This window comes from Gayadomonas joobiniege G7, assembly GCF_000300815.1.
Lineage (GTDB): Bacteria > Pseudomonadota > Gammaproteobacteria > Enterobacterales > Alteromonadaceae > Catenovulum > Catenovulum joobiniege.
In genome coordinates, this window is the sequence record NZ_AMRX01000008.1 from 384,019 (window position 1) to 409,100 (window position 25,082).

Sequence of the window (25,082 nt, forward strand, 5' to 3'; positions counted from 1 at the left end):
ATTATTAATTAACTTAAGGTGCGCTATAAAACAATCACTGAATTGTCGACGGCTAACACCTCATCATGAGTGATAAGGTGTTAGCCTGTGTTGGCTTAAAGTTGATTTAACGGAACATCCAAGTGCACATAAGAACCGGCAGGAACGGTCACATTCCAGCTCGCATTGTTGCCAAGATGATAAGTGTTAGCGGTGCCTTCATCCGTTGCAGTCCAAATCGTTCTAGTAACAGTGCCTGACGCTTTATAACCATTTTGTAACTGAATGGTCACCGTTTTGTCTGTGCTATTTTTATTGGTAATATTAACGCTTAACACACCGTTGTTAACAAAACTAACGGTAGTTAAATCAGTATCATCACTGGTAGATCCAGCCACTTGCCCATCAGCGTTAGTCATAAAGTGTTTAGCTGTGCTAAAACGATACGCTCGGGTGCCGCCGTTGTACCACACCAAGCGGTTGGCTGTTTGGTAAATTATAACACGCTCAGCCCCACCACGGATTGCGGGAATAAAGTGTTCTAAGCCTAAACGGGCGCTTTCTAAGTCGGTCGAACCCAAAGCATAACGAGTTGATTCGGTAAACCAAGTTGGGTGATTAGTGGCCGTGACTAACTCGTTCCACTTGCTATCTTTTTGTGCGTATGAAAAGTTGGCATCATCGTAAAAATGGGCACCAATGATATCTAACCTGTCTTCAACATCAGCGACTTTGTTAATGCCGGCTTGTAGGGCATAAGTCTCAACGCCAATACGCTGAAAATCATTTCGTACCATTTGATTCCAGATTTTGTTGTAATCGCTGTCGTCGGCATCATCTTCATTGTACGGGCCTAAAATATCGACAGTGGCGTCATTGATTTGCATATTGTCCAAATAATCATCCAAATAAGCGGCATATTTGGTTAGGTTTAAGTTATACAAGTTATAGCTACAGTTGCAAAAAAATGAACTGGCGAATTTATCAGCGTGATGCAGGTTATTATTTTGATCGCCGTCACCGTTGGCGACACTGGCAAAAATTTTAAGTCCTTTGTCTTCGGCAATATCACTGACCCGATAGACTCTCTCATAAAAGGGATCACTGATGTCCCGGGTGGTATAAATGGGCACTCGGACCAGATCCATGCCCATTTCAACAAACCTGTCCATCACGGCACTGGTATTGCCATCATCGACGCCTTTTAACGTAAGTTTAATGTCGGCACCAAAAGCAACTGACTGATTTTTGTCGGCCGGGTCTATTGTAATGGTACTGGCATAAACAGCTTGACTGGATAAGCCAGTGGTTGCCAGGGTTAGCGCTAAGCTGAGTGGCTTAACGAATGATAAAGGATTTAACTTCATAACTTTTTCCTTTGTTAGTTTTTTATTAGAGCCAATTATTATCATTGGCTCTAATAGAACAAATCAAAGTTGCAAAACCTTTTTTTAATTGTTACTCAATAGTAACTGTTGTGATCGAGTTGGCAGGTACCATAAACTGGTTAAAGTTTATCGAATCGGTTTGTTTAGCTAGATTGAACGTTTGATTGGTGAGATAAACAGAGACATTTTTGTGCTGTGGTTGCGTTATGCCCATTAATTTCAGCTGCTTGGATTCGGGTGCTGCATTTATAATGACCACGACTTGTTTGTGACCTGTGGGGCTTTGATACGCGGATGCCATTAATCCGTTTAAATCATCTGCGCCTGTTGTTTCAATCCGATAATAGCCAGGACGAATAAAGCGACTATACTGGCCTAATGCCCAAAAAGTTTTTGATGTAATTAGAGAGTCTGCGTCTAATTCCGCATTCACTTTTAACAGGCCATCTTTGTAGTCGTATGCGGTAACAGCCAACCACCAATGCCAAGCACTGACATTTAAACGAGTGAGATCCCGGTGCATAATACGTGCAATATGCAGCGCATTTTGCATATTTTGGCCATCAAACTTGCGTCCTCTAAACTTTCTAATATCAGCCGGACCACCCAGAATACACATTTCACTCATCCAAAGTTCCGCACCAGGCGAAACCGTTTGTGCATGCTGCCAAACTTGATCTCTAAGTGGCCCTAAACGTTCGCTAGCCGCATCGGAAAAATAGCCATGCAATGAAAGTTTGTTACCTAAAACGGTGCGCATTGCTGGGTCACCTAAAAAATCTTGAATATAATTTTTATATAGCCCTTTGCCATTTTTATTCATTCCGCCTTGATAAACATCTGAATTGCCGTTGAACTGTTGGAATGTTTGGTCACTCAGAGCGGCAGCATATTCAACCACTTCACCTCCTTCAATCTGGACTTGGCTGCTTAAATTTAGATGTTTAAGTTTTTGATACAGTTCAAGGTAGAGGCTTTTTAATTCTTGGTTGTTAAAGGGGCTCCCTTCTTGGTTGCCGTTTTTCCACTCCCACGTCGGTTCGTTCACTGGGCTGATAAAGTTAATTGGCACAGACAGCTCTTGTCGCAAGTATTGGATCGCATTTATTAAAAAGTCTACATACGCACTTTGCATCTCAGGATTTAAATTACTCGATTGAGTGTCGCGATCTGGGAAAGCCAAACCATTTTTTGTTGCCCAAACAGGCGGGCTGTTAACAAAAGCAATCAGGTCGGGTACCTTGTAATGTGCGGCTTGTTTGAGCAGGTAAAGCTGCCCTTGTTGGGCATTTGGATCAATCGGGCCATAGGGTAACTTTTGTAATAGACCCGCGCGGCGGTATGGTTTACCTAATGGATCTAGGCGAATTTGACTGGCTTCACCTTGCTCTAAGCTGCCAGCACCCAGGTTAAAACGCCACGCGGTTAAACCAATTCCCTGATCTGGCGAAAATAATAGCTGACTGAGTTGCTGGAGTTTGTTTTGACGCCCGTTTTTAATCCATTTTTTTACCAACGGATCTATGATCCACGCATCGGATGCGCCAAATGCTCGGATCTTTTGAAATTTTTTCGTATTGTCTAAAAAAATGATGTTTGGGGTATCACTAACCGCCTGCGCTAGGCAGGAGGTTAGCAAAACCAAAATACATAAAATCGCTTTTATCATGTTTTGTTACATCTGTGAGTAAATTTAAAAAGCCTTAACATTAAGATAAATAATATGCCAAATTGGCTGAAAGCGCCTGAACTGGTGTCAGCTTCATCTGTTTCGGGTGTTGGTTCGGGTGTTGGTTCAGGGGTTGGTTCAGGTGTTGGTTCGGGTGTTGGTTCAGGTTCCGGAACTGGGTTAATTTGAGTTTGATAATTGACCTCAACATCTTGATAAGTATTTTGTGCAAAAAACAGCCCTTCAAATAAACCATTGTCTTGACCAGAAAATGATACTAATGCATTCCCTTCGGCTATCGTATCAAAGGTTAAAGTTGCAAGTTTGTATTCACCTGGACCACTGATAGGATCACCATCTGGTTTGACCGAACCACCAATGTCTGCCAGATCATCCACTGTTAGCCAAGAGGCAAGGCTGGTATTGGTCAATTGTAAATTTTCGGCTTGAGTTAAGTCCATTTTTAAGCCGACGCCAGTCAAGGTTTCTCCATCGTCCAACTCAACCATTAAATCAAAGCTTATAGATTCTCCTAAAGTGACCTGCGTTTGCTTAGCAGATACTTTTAAGTCCGCCTGCGCTGATAAACTAATAAAAAAGCCAGTGGCCAGGGCTAAAGCTGGTTTGCATTTTATGTACATAGATTTTCCTGTAAATTTTTGTAAAGTAAAAATCGCATAAAATATTTTTATGAGGTGCACTACTCAAAACAGTTGTCGTTTACAAATCCGCAAAATAGATTTAATAAAAATTAAAAAGCCTCTAACCTAAAAGCTAGAGGCAGGTAGGGGTTATTGATTAATTAAAATTAGAACGTCATTTTGACAACCGCTGCTATCAGTATAGATCGCTTGGTATTGGCCAACCTGTTCTGCTTGAATATTAGTGAGTTTTATTTGTCGAATGTCGCTGCTAAAACCATTCGGCCCAATCCATTGCCATGAGCCCCCAGAGACAGGTTGTGGTCCAATATCTACTGTATCGCCCAAGCTTACAGTGATCTCAGAGGTTTGTGCCCAAGCGCCATTGTTGACTCGTATATAAGGCGTAATTTTAGGTTTGGTACACTCACCATCACCAAGCGCTACTTGCCATGTCAATTGATTCGAACAGCCATGCACGGACGTAAAAGTTGCTTGATAAGTTCCTAATTGAGCTTGTTCAAAATTATCAAAGCGCAACGCACGTACTTCAATGGTTTTTAAGTTGCTCGGGCCAGTCCAGTGCCAGCTGCCAGCTACTGAAGATAAGGGGCTAAATCTTAATGTTTCGCCTTCATTGATAGTGACATTATTGGCTTGGGTCCAACCACCCTCGTTTATTTGCACTCTGGGCGTTAACGCCGGAATGCTACACTCTGCTGCAATATAATAGTCAACTGTAGTGCTACATCCTTGCACACTAGTATAAGTCGCTTGGTAGTGCCCCGTCATATCTGCGCTAAACGAATCAAATGTCACCTCACGGTTCTCTGAACTAAATCCATTTGGACCCGTCCAATGCCATCGCTCATTCCCATTTGGCAGCGGAGACAGAGTCAACGCATCACCTGCAGTCACACTAATGTTTGTTTGCCCGCTGCTCCAAGCGCCGCCGTTTATTTTATGGCGTGCAGTGGTATTGGGTGACTCAGTACAAGAAACTTGTAAACGGGTTTGTATTTGGCTGGTTACGCCGGTTTTTCCGGTATAAGTGGCAAAATAATCGCCTGCCATGGTTGGGCCGATATTTGTTAAACGAATATCTTTTTGACTTGATTGATAGCCTTGTGGGCCAGTCCACAACCAGTCGCCATTCACTCGGGATTGCGCAGAAAAATCAACTGTATCTCCTTCTTCTACCGTCACCATCTGCGTTGTTGCCCAATTACCGTCGTTAACTCTTACTGCGTTTTGCAAGCTATAGTTCGCTGATATTTCAAACACATTGATGCTGCGAGCTTTGATATCAGAAACAAAGTGGTCGTCTTGTGCCATGTTAACTTGACTAACGACCCCAGTAATATCTGAAAATTCATCCCAATATGTTTTTTGCAGATCCATGCCACTTTCTAATCCAAACTGGGTGACGTTAAAATCGAGTTTGTTGTAGTCGGTGTCTGAATTATTGATAACCCATAAGGTGATTTTGCCGTTTTTAGAAAAAGCCATAGTGCTAACATCAGGCAGCGAGTTGGATTCAGTTTTAATGTACTGACTATCAACGGCATTCGTTGCAAACTTTTTCACCAGGTAATAAGCACGCATGCGTCGGCCTTTAGAGCCGTTATCGAAAAATATTGGTTTAGAATAATAGTTATTTTCTTGAATTTCGTTAAAACCGCGCGGCCACAATTCAAATATAGCTTCGCCTTGTAAGCCGCTCGCGTACATTTCGGTTTTTGCCGCAAAATTACCTAATGCAATGTCAAAATTAGCTTCTAAGGTGGCTTTACCGCCACCGCCATGACTAGATTCTTCGTTAAAAGCGTACTTACCAACATTGTTTGCAGCTGAGATGAAGTCAGCCCATGTTTTGGTTTCACTCGACCAATAATTATGTGAGCTGTAACCATACATATATTGCGTCATATCTCTTTCTTCATACTTATTAATTAAACTAACGCCGCTGCTCAGTGACCAAGTGCCCGCATCCACTAATAAAGGCACAGCGACACCGCGAGTATTAAGTTCATCGATCAGGGTTTGGATCGCGATTTTAGCTCGATCAGCGGTAATAACGCCGACGTATTCTTTGGAGGTAGCTAAGTAGGTGAGTGGAAAGCCAGCGTTATCCATAAACTCAACATAGTCCGCTAAAAACAAACCATATTTAACAGCGTCAAATGATCGTGTACCTGTATCTTCGCCAGTGCTGCGGTCATACGCGTAGTCGTAAATCCAAGTGGGCAAATTATTCCGATTGCCTTGGCGGTAACCATTGTAATCTGATTCTAAGGTTGCAAAAAATTTTATATCAGGGTTGGCTTGTTTAATTAAGTTAAGCGCAAATAACTCATCGTCATAATATGCCCAGTTTTTCACCCCCTCGACGATTTCTTGGTTTTTGTTGTAAGCGATACGCCAAGTATCAAACGGGATATCGTCAATTAACCAATCGATAATTTCTTCAGGGTTGGAAGCGTTAATCAGGTTGCCACCACTGCGCTCCATGTCGCCCCCCATCATAACAATAGATTGACCAACATCCGCTGCGTTTATTGAAATCGAGGGAGTATTTGGCTCATTCGCTGCCGGTGGTACTTGTGAGGGGGTATCTTGATAGTCTTGGTAGCGGGCATAAAAGAGACCATAATCCTTGCGACTGATTAAACCATCGCCATCCAGATCGGCTGCGGCATTATAGCCGTCATCTCCTTCGCGCTTTCCTAGCTGAGTTCTAAACAAATTTAAATCATCTGTGCTTAAAGCGCCATCACCGTCTAGGTCGCCTTCTATCGCGACACTGTCCACTGGAATTAGGTTTTCAACGCCGTTGATAATTTCGATTTCACTGAGTGCATCGTCCCAGATTCGAACATTATCAAAAATCGCATGGACTGACCCTGGATGATTGGCTGCGCCTTCAGTGCCTGTGTAATAATTGTAACCATCTAACACATCGACCGTGCCGCCTTTAAATCGAGCGCCTATGGTAATATCTGCTTGCGACCATTGCCAATCAGCAAAATCGACATCGTACTCGTGATAATAAGCAAATACGCCATCAACATACCAAGTGATACGATTATCATTAAATACCAGAACATACTCATGCCAGTTGCGCACATCCATATCTGGAATATCAGCAGGGACGCCTTTTACTTGGCTGCCGCTGGCGCTGATCCCATAAAAAGCATGATTCCAATAGTCATTGCCTGGGTTTCTAAATCCAAGCGACAGCATATATTGATTGGCTAAATCGCGAATGGCAAAACTGTGTGATGCCCATGCGGTGCCTCCATCGGCACGGGAACTGATGTGATAATAATCAAATTTAACGGTAAAACGACCATCCACCTGATGTAAAGGGATCCTTAAATACCGTAAAAAATCTACCTCAAGTGCATAACCAGCTTTAGCTTCGCTGGTAAAGGATAGTTCGCCATCTTCTTCAGCACCTGTCATAAAATCTGATGTGCCAGTAATGTTGTCAGATAGTGTTTGTTGATCAAAATCTATTGATGTGATGAGGTTTGCAGCCAGTGCGCTACTCGTTGCAATAAGCGCGGCGCCGCCGAGCAATAGGTTGAGCGAGGTTTTTTTTAATGTTTGGTACATAACCAAACCTCCGTTTAGTAATTAATGTCCAGATAATTAAGGTACTCCTTAGCTCCTCATTGTTTATAAACAGTTTTAGATATCTAATCCTCAATAAAATGTTTATTTTTTGTTGGTTTTTTGTTGTGTGTCCAGGGTGAGGTTTTTATTGAGGGTTTGCACTGCTCAATTGTTGTATTAGCATTATGAGTAGCTAAGAGTTAATTGAATGTTTAATTTAGGACAAAAATTATTGGCGGCAAAAACGGTTTTGATTTTTTTGGCGCTATTAGTTAGTCATTCGGCTTTTGCCCAGCGGCTGACGATGGATTTGAATAAAAACTGGTTGTTTAAGCGAGCAGATATACCTGCAGCAAAGCAGTATGAGTTTAACGATAATGACTGGAAAAAGGTTCACGTCCCTCATGATTGGTCTTTTAATAACGGGGTTTCACCGAACGGCGCGCAAGGTGCAAATGGCGGTTATTATGATGGTGGCATCGGCTGGTATCGTCGGACGCTGTCGATAGATGCGCAATGGTTAAAAAAACGTATAGTGCTGGATTTTGATGGTGTTTATATGAACAGCGAGCTATGGGTGAATGGCCAGTATGTTGGCAAAAAAGCTTATGGCTATATTTCATTTCGTTATGACATCACCGACTATTTAAAACCGGGTGAAAACCAAATTGCAATGCGTGTTGATAACAGTAAAGAGCCATCTGCTCGCTGGTATCATCCGGCTGGTATTTACGCACCGGTACAATTGCTGGTGACAGAAAATACCTATATTAAACCGAACGGCGTTTATGTCACCACGCCAAAAATTGATTCAAATTCAGCACAAATCCTTGTGCAAACTGAAATAAATAAAGAAGATGCAAATAAAAACGTGCGTTTGCAAACTCGTATTTATAGTCCATCTGGTAAGTTAGTTAACCAAACAGAACAAGCGGTTTGTGAAGATAATAGTTGTACACTAAAAACAAACTTAACTATTCCAAAACCACAATTATGGTCTCCGGATTCGCCTAACTTGTACCAAGTGCAGACAAGCCTAATGCTTGATGGTCGAGCGATTGACGAAACTAAAACGACGTTTGGTGTTCGTAGCATTAAATGGGAAACCGAAACCGGTTTTTGGTTAAATGGAGACGTGGTTAAGTTATTAGGTGTGAGTGAACACTACGAAGGTGGCCCTGTCGGCGGTGCCTGGACCAAACCCTTATTACGTTGGAAGCTGGCCTTGTTAAAAGATATGGGGGTCAATGCTGTACGTACAGCTCATAACCCTTACCCTCCTATGTTTTACGAGTTGTGTGATGAGTTAGGCATATTGGTCATGGATGAGATTTTTGATGGTTGGAGCAAAAAAGCCCATTTTGATTATGGCCAACAAGCGTTTGCAGATGATTGGAATACAGATTTAACCGAGTGGGTTAAACGTAATCGCAACCATCCTTCTGTTGTTATTTATAGCGTTGGTAATGAAACTCGAGGTGAAGAAATTGCTCGCAAGCTGGTTGCGCGAGTGCATGAACTAGATAATACCCGACCAGTGACTTCTGGGCATAGTGCTTCTCAACAAATGGATGTATATGGTGTGAACGGTGGCAGTGAAAAACGCCAATTTTTTGAAAAAGAAAGACCGCAAAAGCCTTTTGTGGCAACCGAAGCGCCTCATACTTGGCAGACCCGGGGTTATTATCGCAGTAAAACTTGGTTTAGAGACGGTAATAAAAGCCCCAAACAAGGTATTTTTCCACTGCCAGATCTGACTGAAAAAGAGATTTTTCATTACGAGTGGGCTGATCCAAAAACTTGGAAAAATAAAAAGCAGCACTTTAATTCATCTTATGATAACGCAACAGTGCGTATCACCGCTCGCAAAAACTGGGAATTAATGCGTGACTTACCTTGGTTTAGCGGACATTTCCGTTGGACGGGGTATGACTATTATGGCGAAGCCGGATACGTACATGGGGGGTGGCCATTTCGGTTATTTATGGGCGGCGCATTAGATGTCGCTGGTTTCAAAAAAGACCTTTTTTATTTTTATCAAAGTCAGTGGACAGATGAGCCTATGGTGCATATTTTGCCACATTGGACGCATCCAAGAATGAGTGAAGGCACAAAGGTCCCAGTTTGGGTATATTCTAACTGTGAAGAAGTTGAACTGTTTTTAAATGGTAAATCTTTGGGTACAGATAAACCAGGTACAAAATGGGATCAAATGCAAGCTGAATGGATGGTGCCTTGGCAGCATGGTACTTTGCGAGCTGACTGTATCAATCAGGGGCAGCGTGTGACTTCAACCGAGCAAACAACCGCAGATGTCCCTAGCCAGCTGACATTGCACAGCGAAACAACTCATCTAACGCCAGCTAAAGATCAAGTCGCTGTGGTCACTGCAAATTTATTGGATAAAAACGGGGTTTATTATCCATATGGCGAAAATAGAATCTATTACAAACTTTCAGGGCCTGCGACAATCCGCTCATTAGAAAATGGCGATCCGGTTGATACAGCTAAAAACTATGGTGTGAATAACCGTAAAGCCTTTATGGGTGCAACACGAGCTTTTATTGATATTGAACAAAAAAATGCTGACGTCAGTTTATTTGCTGCTGCAATTTTAGGTGATAAAAGTTTATATACTTCTAACTACGTGACTATCGATACGCAACAAATTGATATTACAGGCCAATCGTCTGCAGCCAATATTGAGATATTCTATAGCACCGACGGTTCTCAACCGGATCGTAATAGTCAGCGCTATACAAAACCTTTTCCAGTCTCTGCAGGCACTCAGGTTAAAGCGGCGGTTTATCAAAATGGTGAGTTATTATTTGTCATGCAAGAAGGTTTTGCCGACGGATCTGGACTCTTTTGGGGCGACGGAAAATCAGCCATTAGCTATCAAGCTCAGTCGCAGCAGGATTTGGGTATGTTAGCGATAGACGCTAAGTTTTCAGGTGCCACCAAAAAATCAGATCACCTTGATTTTAATGGTAGAGAGGGAAATATTCGCTGGTATCAAGAAAATGATGGTGAAGCCGGTGAGTTTTTACTGACTTTTAGCTACGCGTCTAAAGATAGACAATCTCAGCGGCCAATGGATTTATATTTAAACAATCAAAAAGTGATACAAATCGATTTTCCAGCAACGGGCGCTTGGAGCGGACAGTGGAAACAAATTTCCGTTAAAGTCAATTTAGTGGCCGGTGCAAATAATATCGAACTGCGCACCAAAGGTGAAAGTGGCCCAAATATTAAAGCGTTAGCCATTGAATATGCCAGCGATAAAAATTAAATAAAGAAGAAGACAGTATGGATTTAAAACTAAAAAATAAAGTTGTGGTGGTTTCAGGTGCAGCCGGGTTGCCAGGCAGTATTGGTCAAACCATGATTGCAAGTCTTGCTGATGAGGGTGCATTACCTGTGTTATTGTGCCAAAGCGAGCGGGGGTATCAATATGAACAAGACCTTAAAGCAAGGGGCATTGATGCACTATTTATTCAATTAGATATGTGCGATCCGGTTGCAATCGAAAACGCAGTGACACAGATATTGAATAAATACCAGCGTATTGATGCTGTGATCAATAATGTGGGTGTTAATGATGGCGTTGGGTTAGACGCTTCTTACGATGAGTTTATGCAATCAATTAAAGTGAATTTAGCCAGCTATTTTATGTTGGTTAAATGTGCCCTGCCGGCATTAAAAGAGAGCTGTGGCAATATCTTAAATATTGGCTCTAAAGTCGCTATGACAGGACAAGGGGGGACCTCAGGATATGCTGCGGCAAAAGGCGGTGTTTTGGGATTGACACGAGAATGGGCGGTGGATCTAGTGCAGTATCAAATTAGAGTGAATGCTATTTTAATTGCCGAATGCTGGACACCTGGTTATCAGCAATGGCTTGATGGAATGCCAGACGGTGAGCAAAAACGTGCTCAGATTGAAAATAAAATTCCTCTATGTAATCGAATGAGTACACCACAAGAGATTGCTGATACAGCCCTTTTTGTATTATCCGAGCGGTCATCTCATACCACAGGCCAATTTGTGCATGTGGATGGGGGCTATGTTCATCTTGATAGAGCTTTATTAACCGCTAAATAAAGCGAATTGAAATAACACTTAAGCCGCGATATCCATTGCGGCTTTTTTATATTAAAACAAAAAAGTTTAACTTTGTGTGTCTGTTTAGCGGCACAAATGAGGTCAAAATGATTAAATATGCAAAGATCTTAGTCTCCGCCTGTTCGCTTTTGTGTGTTTTATCTAGTGCGAGTGCAATCGCTGAGCAAACCCCAGATAAACCTAATGTTGTGATATTTTATGTGGATGACCTTGGCTGGGGAGATTTAAGCAGTTATGGCGCGCATAGAGTACAAACACCACATGTTGATAAACTCGCTAAAAACGGCATTCGTTTTACTGATGCACATAGCTCATCGGCAACCTGCACCCCCTCCAGATATTCTTTATTAACCGGTGAACATGGTTTTCGCCGGAACGCACAAATTCTAAAAGGTGATGCGCCGCTATTGATAGGGACAGAGCAAGCAACCTTGCCAAAAATGCTAAAAAAGGCGGGTTACATGAATGCGGTTGTCGGCAAATGGCACCTTGGTTTAGGTGATGGTAAACAGGCAGTGGATTGGAATGGAAAGGTAAAACCTGGCCCATTAGAAATTGGTTTTGATTACAGTTTTTTAATTCCGGCCACTGGCGATCGAGTACCAACCGTTTATTTAGAAAACCATCAGGTGGTTAATTTAACGCCCGATGATCCTTTATCGGTAAACTATAAACAAAAAATTGGCAATCGACCGACCGGATATGAAAATCCTGAGCTACTAAAGCAGGGGGCTGATAGACAACACGATAAATCTATTATTAATGGGATTAGTCGGATTGGTTGGATGAAAGGTGGCAAAAGTGCAGAATGGAGAGATGAAGATTTTCCGTTTGTGACCACAGAAAAAGCGAATCAATTTATTAGCCAGCATCAAAAACAGCCGTTTTTTTTGTTCTTCTCATTTCATGATATCCATGTTCCAAGAGTGCCACATAAAATGTTTCAAGGCTCGACCGAGATGGGTGTGCGCGGTGACGCCATTGTGCAGATGGATTGGATAACAGGGCAGGTGGTTAATCATTTAGAATCACTTAATTTACTCGACAACACCTTGATAATTTTTACCAGTGACAATGGCGCTGTAATGTTTGACGGATACCATGATGAGGCGTTCAGCAAACAAGGTAGCCATAAACAAAATGGACCCTTTAAAGGGGGCAAGTATAGTGCGTATGAGGCGGGCACTCGTGTGCCCTTTATTGTTCATTATCCAGCCAAGGTTGAACCAGGTATCAGCAGTGCATTAATGAGTCAAATGGACATTTATGCGTCGATAGCGGTTCTATTGGGTCAACCCTTAGCAAAAACCGAAGCCATAGATAGTCAGGATCATTTGTCTGCGTTATTCAATGCGACCTCACTTGGCCGTGAATTTTTGATTGCAGAAACCCCACACACCAGAGCGCTCCGCTATCAAGATTGGAAATATATACGACCAACAGCAAAGAAAAAACCTTCGTTAGAAACGCTCAAAAAAATTGCGAGTGGCGTGCAAAAAACGCCTCAGCTTTACAATTTATCGGCTGACATCTCTGAATCAGTTAATTTGGCCAATGAACTTCCGCAAAAAGTGCAATTTTTGGAAAGAAAAATGCGACAAATTGAGCAGCAGACTGAGCGCTATAAATAGCGCTTCTCACCGTTAAAAGTTCGTATACGAACTAAATTAACTAAACTTATGAAGCAGGGCGCCAAACAAGTTAGCATAGCTGTTAGCAAAATAAATGAATTGGAGAGATAGTTATGAAAATCGCCTTAATGAACGAGTTTAGTCAAGCGGCCAAAAATCCTGTGGTACTAGAGCAGTTACAAGCAGTGGCTTCAGCGCAGGGACATACGATATTTAATGTGGGTATGGATGGCGATCAAGACCATCGTTTAACTTACATTCATTTAGGTATTATGTCTGCCTTGTTATTAAATTCAAAAGCGGTTGATTTTGTTGTCGCAGGATGTGGAACAGGGCAAGGGGCTCTGATGTCTTTAAATGCCTATCCTGGCGTCACCTGCGGTTATTGCATCGAGCCATCAGATGCCTATCTGTTTGCGCAAATCAATAATGGTAATGCCTTATCTTTACCCTTTGCTAAAGGTTTTGGTTGGGGTGCGGAGCTCAACATCAAGTATATTTTTGAAAAAGCCTTTACCGGTGTTAAAGGTCAAGGTTACCCACCAGAGCGCAAAGCTTCACAAGTCGAAAATGCTCAGATTTTAGATACAGTTAAAACGAGTTTGGCGAAAGACTTATTGAGCGGTTTAGAAACTTTAGATCCTGAATTAGTCAAAACTGCGGTGGCAGGTGAGCGTTTTCAACAATGCTTTTTTGAAAATTGTGAAGATGAAAAATTTGCTGAATTTGTTCGTCGTTTTGTATAAAAACCCAGAGCCCGTTTTAAATCAGGTTCTTTTAAATACTGTGTCAAGTAGAGGTAAAGAATTGTAAATAAGCTTGGAAGCGAATCCATGGAACCTTAAAGTGAGAGTATAAACAATCTTTTAGGGTGATTATATGCAATTTTTACCTCTTATTATTTATGGGCTGATGTTATCAGCCTTTACCAAACAAGCCATTGCACACGATGCGCAAAACCAGCAGCCAAACATATTAGTTGTTATCTTGGATGATCAAGGTATTGATTCATCTGCCCAATACTCAGTTAGTTCTGAGCAACCGCAAACCCCAATGCTGAATCAGTTAGCTAACTCTGGCATTGTTTTTGATAATTTTTGGGCGACGCCAGCCTGCTCAAGCAGTCGGGCCAGCTTATTAACGGGTAAATACGGCATTCACAATGGTGTTAATCAAGTACCGGGGCGTTTATCTAGCCAATATACGAGCTTGCCTGCATTATTAAAAGGTTCGGCTAAACCACATGGCTACCAAACGGGCTATTTTGGTAAATGGCATCTAAGCGGGCGAGAAAATAATTTTGATGCGAGCGTTTATGGTATCGATTATTTTGCTGGCAATGTTAAAAATATTAAAGATTATTGGCAGTGGCCATTAACCCTCAATGGCGAGCAAAAAGACGTGGATATTTACCATACGACCGCCATCAGTAGTTTAGCGATTGATTGGATCAATAAACAAAACGATCATAAGCCTTGGTTTGCTATATTGGCCTATAACGCACCGCATGTCCCGTTTCATAATCCTCCAGCACACTTGCACTCAAAAAAGTTATCAGGTAGCCAGCGAGATATTCGACAAAATGCGCGAGCTTATTATTTAGCAGCCATTGAGGCAGTAGATACTGAACTTGCGCGAGTCATTGCAAATATTCCGGACGCCATGTTAGAACAAACCATGATTTTTGTATTAGGTGATAATGGTACACCAGTACGGGCATTGCCTAAAGATGCCAAATATAACCGTAACCAAGCTAAAAATAGCCTGTATCAAGGCGGAATACATACCCCACTAATGGCCGCAGGTTTCGGTGTTAATCAAGCCAGTGCTCGAAGTTCAGACTTGGTAAATATCAGTGATTTATACGCCACTATCGCGCAAGCGGCAGGCGTGCGAACCAGTGAACAAACAGATAGCGTGAGTTTTTATGCAAGATTAAAAACGGGTGAAGCCTCGGCTCGTAGGTATAACTTTATGAGTTACCAACACAAAGGGCAAAAAATGTATGCTGTCCGTGATAACCGTTACAAACTCATATCCACTAATGGTCAATATTCACTTTTTGACTTGCAGCAAGATCCGTATGAAAAAGATGATCTTTTGGCGGCCGAGCTGACTGCCACGCAGAAAACGGCTTATGCTCAATTAAAGGCAGAGTTGCAGCGGGTGACAGAAACGCCCGTCGCGAGCGAAGCGGAAGCCTCAGATGCCATTGATTTAACCGGTATAATACTGGATTCAAGAGCGCATCAGTGTTTGCATTATGTGAATCAATATACCTCAACCGCGACAGATATCCATGAAGATATAAACTATCAGGGTAAGCTTGTGATTCGTTATCGTAACGGTAAGTGTGTGTTTACGAGCAATGCGATCCCCAATCATGATTTTAATGATGGTCGCCGTTCGTTTCCGAATCAAGTACAACCGCAAAATAATCAGTTTGAGGTCACAGCCAAACCAGAATTTACTGGCAAAAATACACCCCTGTCTTTGTTAACCGATAATGCTATTTTGCTTAACGGCGTTAAAGTCGATCTAGTGGCAGCGGGCTGTTACGGCGTTCGCGACGGCAAAATCGGCTGTCATGATATGTCAACGCCGTGGCGCTATGACCCTATGTTTGAAAACAGTGGATTTGTGGTCGATAGCCATAACGCGCATGCTCAGCGCGACGGCACTTATCATTATCATGGCAATCCAAATGCCTTGTTTGATCCAAGTGGCAAAACAGAGTCACCTGTGATTGGATTTGCTGCTGACGGATTCCCTATATTTGGGCCTTTTGTTAAAATCAACGGCAAAATTATTGAAGTCAAATCAAGTTACCAGCTAAAACAAGGCCAGCGTCCAGATGGTTGGGGCGAACCCGGCGGTCAATATGATGGAACTTTTGTGGATGATTATGCGTATGTTGAAGGTTCAGGCCATTTAGATGAATGCAATGGGATGGAGCATGATGGTATTTATGGTTATTATTTAACAAGCACCTATCCACATATGCTGGGCTGCTTTAAAGGTAAACCCGACGTTTCATTTAATAAAAGATAAGCGCGGTTAAAGACTTCACCCCGCCTTGCTTGCGGGGTAAACTAGTGCCATTGTGTTTAACAGTAGCTTTTTATGAACCAACAACCGAACAACCCGTTACATGGTTTGACCTTGGAAAAAATTCTTGTGCGCTTACAAAAACATTATGGCTGGCAGGGATTATACGAGCAAATACGAATAAATTGTTTTAATAAAGATCCTTCAATTAAATCATCGCTAAAGTTTTTACGCAAAACACAATGGGCGAGAGATAAAGTAGAAGCGCTTTATATAGATACTTTTTGCCCTTATCATCAAGGCTGAAATTACGGTTTTAGCGACTTTAAATGTCTTATTAATTCAATTGTAAAAAATAGAGTCAATATGAGATATTTAGTCAATTTGCTTATCGCTTGTTGCTTAATGTGTATCACGCATGCCCAGGCAAACCAAAAGCCGAATATTGTTATGTTGGTTGTGGATGATTTAGGCTGGCGAGATCTGGGTTATAACCAGTCTAACGCCAACATTTTTGAAACGCCCAACATAGATAAGCTTGCACAGCAAAGCGCACTTTTCACCCAAGCTTATGCAGGTGCTGCAAATTGCGCCCCAAGCCGAGCCGTGTTAATGTCAGGTCAATACGGTCCAAGGCATGGCATTTATACTGTATCTCCGTCTGATCGAGGATCTAAATACGCACGCCGTATCAAGGCAACAAAAAACCTCAATACACTGCCCGATGCAGTGATTACACTGGCCGAGACTTTGAAAACAGCAGACTACACAACGGGTAGTTTTGGCAAGTGGCATTTAGGGGAAGATGCTAAAACTCAAGGGTTTGATGTGAATGTTGCCGGTTATCAAAAAGGTCATCCAAGTTCTTATTTTAGCCCATATAACCTTAAACATTTAATAGATGGCCCAGATGGGGAATATTTGACTGATCGTATCACGAGCGAGGCAATCAATTGGATAAAGGCACAAAAAGAGCAGCCATTTTTTGCCTATATTCCATATTATACAGTGCATACACCTTTGCAAGCCGAACCCGATATGCTTGCAAAATACCTTAATAAAAAAGGAATTATCAATAAACAGCAAGCAACTTATGCGGCTATGGTTGAGTTGATGGATAAAAACGTTGGACGTATCTTGACCGCACTTAAAACCTTAGGTTTAGCTGATAATACGCTGTTTATTTTTACCTCGGATAATGGAGGTATACGCTCAATCTCAGCACAAGATCCGCTCAGAGCTGGTAAGGGATCCTATTATGAAGGTGGAATACGGGTGCCCTTGTTAATGTTTTGGCCCGGTAAAATAGCGCCCCAGCAAATAGATGAACCAGTTATTAATGCAGATTTTTACCCGACCTTAGTGAGTTTAACGCGGGCAGAAAAACCGTCACAGGTGTTGGATGGGATCGACCTGATGCCAAGGTTATTAAATCAGCATCCGCTGCCAGAACGAGCTTTATTTTGGCATTTCCCAATTTATCTGCAAGCGTATAATCCAGCTGCAGATCAGGGCCAAGACCCCATGTTTAGAACCCGTCCAGGTTCAGCAATGCGTTTTGGTGATTGGAAACTGATTCATTATTTTGAAACAAACGAATACGAGTTGTATAACTTGCACACTGATTTATCGGAACATGTTAATTTAGCCACAATTTTGCCGGATAAATTGGCGCATATGAAAAATATGTTACGTCAATGGCAAATACAAGTTGGCGCCCCTATCCCGAGCGATAAAAACCCAGACTTTGATTTGAACAAAGCAAAAGAATGGATTAATCAACAATTTTATAAAAAAAATTAATATGATTTTACGGTTTTTCTAAAGCGATTTGTTTAATCACTCAATAGTAAAAAGTGAGTAAAAATTTTGTCACTCGCAAGGTCCGTTGGCGACTAAAACGCCAACGGACCTTTTTTGCGTTTTAGTGGAGTGAAATATGAGAATAAATATACTAAAAGTAATTTATTTGATTCTGCTTTTGCCTTCAATAGGCATGGCAAAACCAAACATTTTAATGATTTTAGTGGATGATTTAGGTTGGCAAGACACTAGCGCTTATGGAGGCCGCCTATACCAAACCCCAAATATTGATAAATTGGCAAAAAGTGGGGTTAAATTTAACCAGGCTTACGCGGCGGCTCATATTTGTTCACCCACCCGAATGAGTATATTAACCGGTCAATATCCGGCTAGATTACAAGTCACTGATTGGATCCCTGGCTGGTCTTTTCCGCACGAAAAATACTTGCCGCCAAATTGGAACCAACAAGGCCTTTCACACTCAATGACCAGTATCGGTGAGGTAATGCAAGCGCAGGGTTATAAAACAGCCTGGCTGGGGAAATGGCATGTTCGTGGTTTAAAAAACGCGACTGAAACCACTGATTACGAACATCACAAAGCCGCACAAGAGCACGGTTTTGATGCCGGTGAACAAGATTTTCGCTTAAATGGAAAATTGAATCCAGATGATCCTAAAGGGGTGCTAAATTTAAGCAAACAAGCGATTGAGTTTATCGAGCAGCAATCAGGTCCATGGTTTGCAACTATTAGTCATTATAGCGTGCATACACCGGTTCATTTTAATCCTACCCGCAAACAAGCGTATTTAAACCACCCAGATAAAGCAGTGCAGGCGCATGCAGGTTATGCGGCTATGTTGGATGCTTTGGACCATAGCGTAGGCTATTTATTGAATTATCTGCAGGCATCTGAGCAATTAACCAATACGGTTATTATTTTCACTTCTGATAACGGCGGTTTAGATAAAAATGATTCAGGCCAGCCAACGGATAATGCGCCGTTGAAAAACGGTAAGGCGACTCTGTTTGAAGGCGGTATTAGAGTCCCATTTATTGTTAGTTGGCCGAATGTAGTATCCCCCGGGACAGAATCAGAAGCACTCGTTTCAAGTATAGATATTTTGCCAACCGTCGCAGCCATTGCCGGAAATACTCAGCCGCAAACTTCGCAAATATTAGATGGCATAAACCTATTACCGATTTTAAAAAATGAACAGATTGCAAATGCCCGAAATACATTATTTTGGCATTATCCACATTATCATCGGCAGGGTGGGCCAGCATCTGCAATTCGCCAAGGGCATTATAAACTCATCCAAGCATTAGATTCAGGAGAGTTATACCTCTATAACTTGGCGAAAGATATTGGCGAACAAAAGAATTTAGCCAATAGTCATAGTTTATTAGCGGATCAACTTTTGCAAAAGTTACAGGACTGGCGTCAATCCGTTGGGGCTCAAGCTCTGCGAAATAACCCAAACTATAATAAAGATAAAGCAAAATTCTGAGGTTTTGTTACGGGTTTAGCCTGCTGAATTGTTATATTAACGAGCCAAAGATAGTGAATGCTATTTATCGGTTTCTAACAGAGCATAAATAAATGAGCAAAGATAAATCTGCGTCTAGCCTAGTGGCCAAAGTTGTTTCGGCGAGTAGCAGCGTCACCAGCACTTTTATTGAACACAATCAGTTTATGAAAAAATTCTTGGCTCGCTTTTTAAAATGCGAGCAAGACATTGAAGATGTAGTTCAAGAGGTATATATACGGGCTGTATCTGCCGAAAATGAACGTAATAAAGCGGGTCAAAGTATAGATCAGCCAAAGGCATTTTTGTTTACTATTGCTAAAAATTTAGCGTTGAATGAGCTTAATCGAAAGTCTCGGCAGGCGACTGACTATATTGAAGACTGCATGCCAAGTTATGCCGAACAGCAGAGTGAGTCGCTAGAGTCTGAACACGATGCAGAATTATCTTTGGGCACTTATTGCGAAGCGGTTGCTGCTTTGCCAGAGAAGTGCCGAAAAGTTTATTTATTGCGTAAGGTACATGGTCTGCCGCATAAAGAAATTGCTAAGCAGCTCGATATATCGCTCTCGAGCGTTGAAAAATATTTAAAGTTAGGCATAGTGAGTTGTCACGCAGCCTTAAAAGAACAACCCAATAGTCGTACGAAAAAAGTACAGGTGCGACGTTAGTACCCCAATATCAGGTATTTTAAGATGGAAAACAAAGTGAGTTACATAAACCAATGCAGTCAAATCGAGAACGAAGCACTCGATTGGCTCATTTTACTTGATGGGGATGAAGAGCCAACAGAGCAGCAGCTCTCTGAGTTAAAACAATGGCTGGCACAAAGCGAGACGCACCGACAGGCATTGCGTGGGTTTAATGATTTTTGGAACGATCAAGCGTTAACAGAACTTTTTGTTCAGGTACAACCTAAAACAAGCAAAAAAACTCGCTATTTTTTCGGTGGGGTAATGGCGACTGCCGCAAGCATTATGTTTGTCGCAGTAGTCGCTTGGTTGTTCCCGGATAAAAATATACATACAGAAACATTTGCCACGCTAGTGGGTGAACAAAAACGAATCGAGTTAACAGATGGCTCAGTTTTGCATTTAGATACCAACTCTCGTATTCGAGTTTTATTTAACGATGAGCAAAGAGATCTGTTTTTACAACAAGGGCAAGCGTATTTTGATGTTGCTAAAGATAAACAGCGCCCGTTTAGAGTGTATGCTGGCAATGGCAGGGTAGAAGCTATTGGGACAGAATTTAGTGTTGAACTTGCTGAGGGTGCACTAAAACTTTTAGTGACCGAAGGGGTGGTGGCCGTTGCAAAGTCGTTGTCATTAGATGACGAAAAACGCTTCGAATATGTCACACTAGGCGCTGTTAACGCTGGTAACCGATACAATTTGTTAGAATCGCTTAAACTTGCCGACCTTAAACATAACTTTAATCAAAGGATAGAAGCGGTTAACGAAGCTGAGTTGGCGGAAGGTTCAGCCTGGGTTTCTGGCGCTCTGGTATTTGATAATGAACCACTTAGTTTAGTGGTAGAAAAAATAAATAAATATTCAACAAAACCTTTGTTAATTAAAGATCCTAATATTGCTAATTTAAAAATAGGTGGTCGTTTTAATGTTGGTGATTTGGATGCCTTTTTAAACCTGTTAGAAGCTGGATTTTCGGTAAAAGTAGAACAATTTTCTAACGAATATGTATTAACTTCGGCAAATTAAATTTATAATATTTACATGATATTTTTAGTTTAATGGCTAATGAGAGTTAATCCTGCAATTTTTTTAGGGTGGTTGTTATTGCAACCGCCGCTTTTGGCCAGTGATCCTTCTACGACTTTCCCTTCTGAAACTGTATTTCAGCTTACGTTGCCACGGGATAATGTCGCCAGTGCATTGCAAAAACTCTCGGAGCAAACTGGCTACGCTGTGGTCTATTCACCAAAAGATGTTGATGGTTATCAGTCACATGCTCTTTTTGGCTATTTTGACACTCAACAGGCACTCGATTTTTTATTAGCTGATACTCCACTCACAGGTGTCTATCAACCCGGTATCGGCATTCGTGTTTTTTTTGATACTGCTAAATTTGCTCGTTTGCAAGCCGAAGCTAAACCCGTTGAAAGTCCTAATGAAACAAAATTTATCGCGCAAAATAATAACGAACTAGAAGCTGAAGTGATCAGTGTTCGTGGACAAATTGATCGAGCGAATGCAGACACTTTAAATAAAAGATATTCTGACTTTATTATTGACTCTGTGCATGCTGGGGCTTTAGGTCAATTACCTGGGCAAGATATCGCCAATGCCTTGCAAAGGATCCCAGGCGTGAGTATTGAAAGGCGAGACGAGCAGGGCGTATTCGCGACTGTTCGTGGATTTGGACCAGAGTTTAATACGGTTCTATACAATGGGCGGGTTATTGCCACTGAGAATCAGGGCCGGGAATTTAGTTTTGATGTATTGTCGCCCGAAATCATTACGAGCGCGGATGTTTATAAATCTTCTTCAACCGACGTGCTCAGTGGCAGTATCGGCTCGACTATTAATTTGCGGATCCCTAAACCTATGCAGCATCCAGGATATCGCAGTTACACCAATATCGGAGGGCACTTTAACAAGCTGTCACAAAATTGGTCGCCTCAATTTGCTACATTAATTAGTTACGCAAATCAAAACTTTGGTGCATTAATCACCTTAAACTATCAAAATATTGATTATCGTACTGATTCAGCGCACACAGACGGTTGGTTTAACACAGATCTTAGTTATGTTAAAAATCAAGCTGGAGAAGGTGACTTCAGTCAGGTTTGGGTGCCAAGAAACTTTGATTTACGTACAGATGAAGGCAATAAGAGCCGTATCGGCGGCAGTATTGTTTTAGAAAGCCAAATAAATGATGTTTTAAAAGCGACTCTGGATTTACTTTATTCACGCTATAAAATTGATTCAAATATTCGTTCAAATGCAAATTGGACACACATATACAGCAGTAGTCAAATTGAAGATTATCAAACGATAGATGCCGCTATTGTTGATGAAAATAATACACTATTGCAGTACCGTTATGATCCAAGAGGAAATTATGCCACTGATTTTGTTCAACTCAATCGCAGCAGGCCCACGCAGACCAGCCAGATCGGTTTAAATCTATTATGGGATATTGAACAAAATTGGGCGGTGGAATTAGATATCTCCCATTCATCCGCTGCCAATAAAAATGGGGGTAACCGAAAGTTCATTATCGCGGGGGCACCGAACGCTAATCCATTATACAAATATGTACCGGGTGAAGCTTATCCTCGGTTAAAGTTTCAAAGACCCGTCGATGTAACAGAATTGCGGAGTCATGGGACTATTTATTCCGGTAATGATATTGAAGATGCAATTAATCAGCTAAGGCTGGATGCTGAATACCTTATTGATAAGGGGGTCTTTGATAGCTTGTATTTTGGTACCTATATATCTGAACGTCAGAAGAGTAATATTGGTTATCGGTCACCTTGGGGGTGGGAATTTGCGGGATATGAGTTTGACATACCGGATGAGTTATTTACACCAATCGACACAGGTGATTTTTTATCTGGCCACGTGCCAAAAACTTGGTATGCCTTTGATGCAGAGGATTATGTTGGCTTTTTATGGTCTGATGAAAATATTCAACAAAACGTTATTGGCAGTGGTCATTGGTTAGAAGATAGCATTTGGATTAGAAAAGCCGCAGGGGGGGTAGCACCCATCGAGTACCCTAGTAATTCTTGGCGAGTGAAAGAGTCTATTCAGGAAGCTTATGTTAAATTAAGTCTGTCGGGCGATTATTTAACGCGTCCGTGGGAGCTAAACGCGGGGATACGTTATGCAAATACACAGGTTAATTCAGAAGGTTACGAGCAAGCAATCACTAATATAGAATCTATCCAAAGTGATCCTACAAACTTATCTTTAACCTTATCTGATCCTATTGATATCGCCAAATATCATAGTTACTCGCACTGGCTTGCGGCAATTAACTTTAAATATAATTTAACCGACAGCCAAGTGTTACGCGTTGCATTATACGACACTATTTCAAGGCCATCGTTAAGTAGTTTAATCCCCTCTATTGGAAACTATAACGCGCGGGTGGGTGCCAGCACTGCTGTGGCCGGAAATCCTTATCTAATGCCATACGAAGCAGCCAATCTAGATTTATCTTGGGCTTGGTATTTTTCCGGTGGCAGTTATCTAAGCGCTAATTATTTTTATAAAAATCTAGCAAATTTTGTTTCCGATGAAGCCAATATAGAAACTTTATTTGATCACCCCGAAGGGGACTATATTGTTTTACGGCCGGTGAACGGTGATAGTATCAAAGTGTCCGGTATTGAAGTATCGGTCGCAGCGCGGTTAGATTTCATTGCTGATTGGGATTGGCTTACAAATACTGAATTGCAAGCTAGGTATACCTTTGTTGATGGTCGTAACAGCAGTGCTGCGGTTTCGAGTGAGACTGACTTATTAATCGAAGGTCTATCGGATTCGTTTAATATCGTTGCCAGCCATCAGTATAATCAATTTAAAGGCGTTTTATCCTATACTTTTAGAGATGAATATTTACGTAATGCCAAAGCAGATATGGGGCAACCCGAAATGGTAGAGGCCTATCGACAGCTGGATTTTAGCTTATCTTGGATAGCAGATGATCAGCTGGAGTACTATTTTGAAGGCAGTAACCTGTTAAATGCTAAGCAGCGCACTTTTTCTATTTATAAAGAGCGCTTACTTAATTATGAAGATACCGGGGTTTCGTATACCCTAGGGGTCCGATTGGGATTTTAATCTGCTTCGATTGCCTGCTCTATACTAAATGCGACTTGTTCGGCCAAATATTGATAGCCAGCTGGTGTAAAATGCACATCTCCTTTAGCTTTTTGAATTTGTGCTTGTTTTTTGCTGGCATGCTGATGTAAATCATTAATACTGATCTTGTTCTTGAGCATCAACTGTTGAGCAATATTATTGTAGTGAATTTCATCACCTTTTATGCGGCCCAGCTCATGATCCGGCACTGGGGTTGTGTTTGCCCATATCAGCTTAGCTTGTGTATTGTTTTTTAAAATTTTAATAATTTGCTTTAAATTGGCTTTATATTGTTCCGGAGTGGTTGTTAGTTTCCCGTTTATTTTGTCTCTATGGCCTTGGTTTTTGGACTCAGGGTGGCGGTAACAAATATCCCATAGACCCCAATTAAAATGAACAAGATCCCAGTGGCGATCCCCTAACCATTTTTTAAGGTTTTTTGCACCAAACTCGCTATGTTTGCCATTACTGGGTACTCTAAAAACGTCTACTTTTCCGGCTAATAATTTACGAGTGGGTACTGTATACCCGATTGAAATAGAATCGCCTATTAATAACACATTCGGTCGGTCGGGGTGATCCACTGGATTGTTAAACGCTTTTTGAAAAGCAGGCCCTTCATACAACTCATTGTTGTGTGCCAGATCACTGTTATTTTTTGACATGGGATTGGCATAAAGCAAGTTTGAAATGTTAATGACTAAAAGCTGAACGATAAATAAAAAAGCAAATTTTGTCATGTTTAAATCCTTTTTAAGGGCTTAAAAGTAATATATTAAATGTTAAAAAGCCCTATTGCGCTATGGCTCAAGGG

16 protein-coding genes are annotated in these 25,082 nt (G+C 41.5%); 11 read left to right on the forward strand and 5 right to left on the reverse strand.

Annotation, left to right across the window (positions count from 1 at the left end; genetic code table 11):
- Positions 1–95: 95 nt before the first annotated feature.
- The 4 genes from C727_RS0116300 to C727_RS0116315 form a co-directional block, all read right to left on the reverse strand.
- Positions 96–1,346 (reverse strand): hypothetical protein, encoded by a 1,251-nt coding sequence (locus C727_RS0116300; RefSeq protein WP_017446727.1) that lies wholly within the window; start codon positions 1,344–1,346, stop codon positions 96–98.
- A gap of 91 nt (positions 1,347–1,437) precedes the next feature.
- A complete protein-coding gene (locus tag C727_RS0116305) occupies positions 1,438–3,036 on the reverse strand; it encodes a glycoside hydrolase family 30 protein (RefSeq protein WP_017446728.1) in 1,599 nt (532 codons plus the stop codon).
- On the reverse strand, positions 3,033–3,677 hold the full coding sequence (locus C727_RS0116310; RefSeq protein WP_017446729.1) for a hypothetical protein: 645 nt from the start codon (positions 3,675–3,677) through the stop codon (positions 3,033–3,035). The genes C727_RS0116305 and C727_RS0116310 overlap by 4 nt, the downstream gene beginning before the upstream one ends.
- Positions 3,678–3,827: 150 nt before the next feature.
- Entirely contained in the window at positions 3,828–7,295 is a 3,468-nt protein-coding gene (locus C727_RS0116315; protein ID WP_017446730.1) for a hypothetical protein, read from the reverse strand.
- 208 nt (positions 7,296–7,503) lie between these two features.
- On the opposite strand from C727_RS0116315, the gene C727_RS0116320 reads away from it, so the two are divergent.
- The 11 genes from C727_RS0116320 to C727_RS0116370 all read left to right on the forward strand — a co-directional run bounded on the left by C727_RS0116320 (position 7,504) and on the right by C727_RS0116370 (position 24,247).
- A complete protein-coding gene (locus C727_RS0116320) occupies positions 7,504–10,587 on the forward strand; it encodes a glycoside hydrolase family 2 TIM barrel-domain containing protein (protein WP_017446731.1) in 3,084 nt (1,027 codons plus the stop codon).
- 17 nt (positions 10,588–10,604) lie between these two features.
- Entirely contained in the window at positions 10,605–11,399 is a 795-nt protein-coding gene (locus tag C727_RS0116325) for an SDR family oxidoreductase (protein WP_017446732.1), read from the forward strand.
- 107 nt (positions 11,400–11,506) lie between these two features.
- Entirely contained in the window at positions 11,507–13,051 is a 1,545-nt protein-coding gene (locus C727_RS0116330; protein ID WP_026052765.1) for a sulfatase family protein, read from the forward strand.
- Positions 13,052–13,164: 113 nt separating this feature from the next.
- Positions 13,165–13,797, forward strand: a complete 633-nt coding sequence (locus tag C727_RS0116335) for an RpiB/LacA/LacB family sugar-phosphate isomerase (protein WP_017446734.1) — start codon at positions 13,165–13,167, stop codon at positions 13,795–13,797.
- A gap of 133 nt (positions 13,798–13,930) precedes the next feature.
- Positions 13,931–16,102 carry a sulfatase-like hydrolase/transferase gene (locus C727_RS18810; protein ID WP_017446735.1) on the forward strand — a complete coding sequence of 724 codons (2,172 nt, stop codon included), beginning with the start codon at positions 13,931–13,933 and terminating at the stop codon, positions 16,100–16,102.
- 72 nt (positions 16,103–16,174) lie between these two features.
- Positions 16,175–16,405 carry a VF530 family protein gene (locus tag C727_RS0116345; protein ID WP_017446736.1) on the forward strand — a complete coding sequence of 77 codons (231 nt, stop codon included), beginning with the start codon at positions 16,175–16,177 and terminating at the stop codon, positions 16,403–16,405.
- 60 nt (positions 16,406–16,465) lie between these two features.
- Positions 16,466–17,902 (forward strand): sulfatase, encoded by a 1,437-nt coding sequence (locus tag C727_RS0116350; protein ID WP_017446737.1) that lies wholly within the window; start codon positions 16,466–16,468, stop codon positions 17,900–17,902.
- A 136-nt stretch (positions 17,903–18,038) separates the two neighbouring features.
- Positions 18,039–19,412: a sulfatase gene (locus tag C727_RS0116355; protein ID WP_017446738.1), complete on the forward strand. Its 1,374-nt coding sequence runs from the start codon at positions 18,039–18,041 to the stop codon at positions 19,410–19,412.
- Positions 19,413–19,504: 92 nt separating this feature from the next.
- Entirely contained in the window at positions 19,505–20,101 is a 597-nt protein-coding gene (locus C727_RS0116360; RefSeq protein ID WP_017446739.1) for an RNA polymerase sigma factor, read from the forward strand.
- Positions 20,102–20,137: 36 nt separating this feature from the next.
- On the forward strand, positions 20,138–21,151 hold the full coding sequence (locus C727_RS0116365) for a FecR family protein (protein ID WP_162131409.1): 1,014 nt from the start codon (positions 20,138–20,140) through the stop codon (positions 21,149–21,151).
- Between the two features lie 78 nt (positions 21,152–21,229).
- The gene (locus C727_RS0116370) at positions 21,230–24,247 is read left to right on the forward strand and encodes a TonB-dependent receptor (protein WP_162131410.1); all 3,018 of its coding nucleotides are present in this window, start codon (positions 21,230–21,232) and stop codon (positions 24,245–24,247) included.
- On the opposite strand, the gene C727_RS0116375 is transcribed toward C727_RS0116370, so the two are convergent.
- Positions 24,244–25,008 carry an SGNH/GDSL hydrolase family protein gene (locus tag C727_RS0116375; protein ID WP_017446742.1) on the reverse strand — a complete coding sequence of 255 codons (765 nt, stop codon included), beginning with the start codon at positions 25,006–25,008 and terminating at the stop codon, positions 24,244–24,246. The two genes, C727_RS0116370 and C727_RS0116375, sit on opposite strands and share 4 nt — an antisense overlap.
- Positions 25,009–25,082 lie beyond the last annotated feature (74 nt).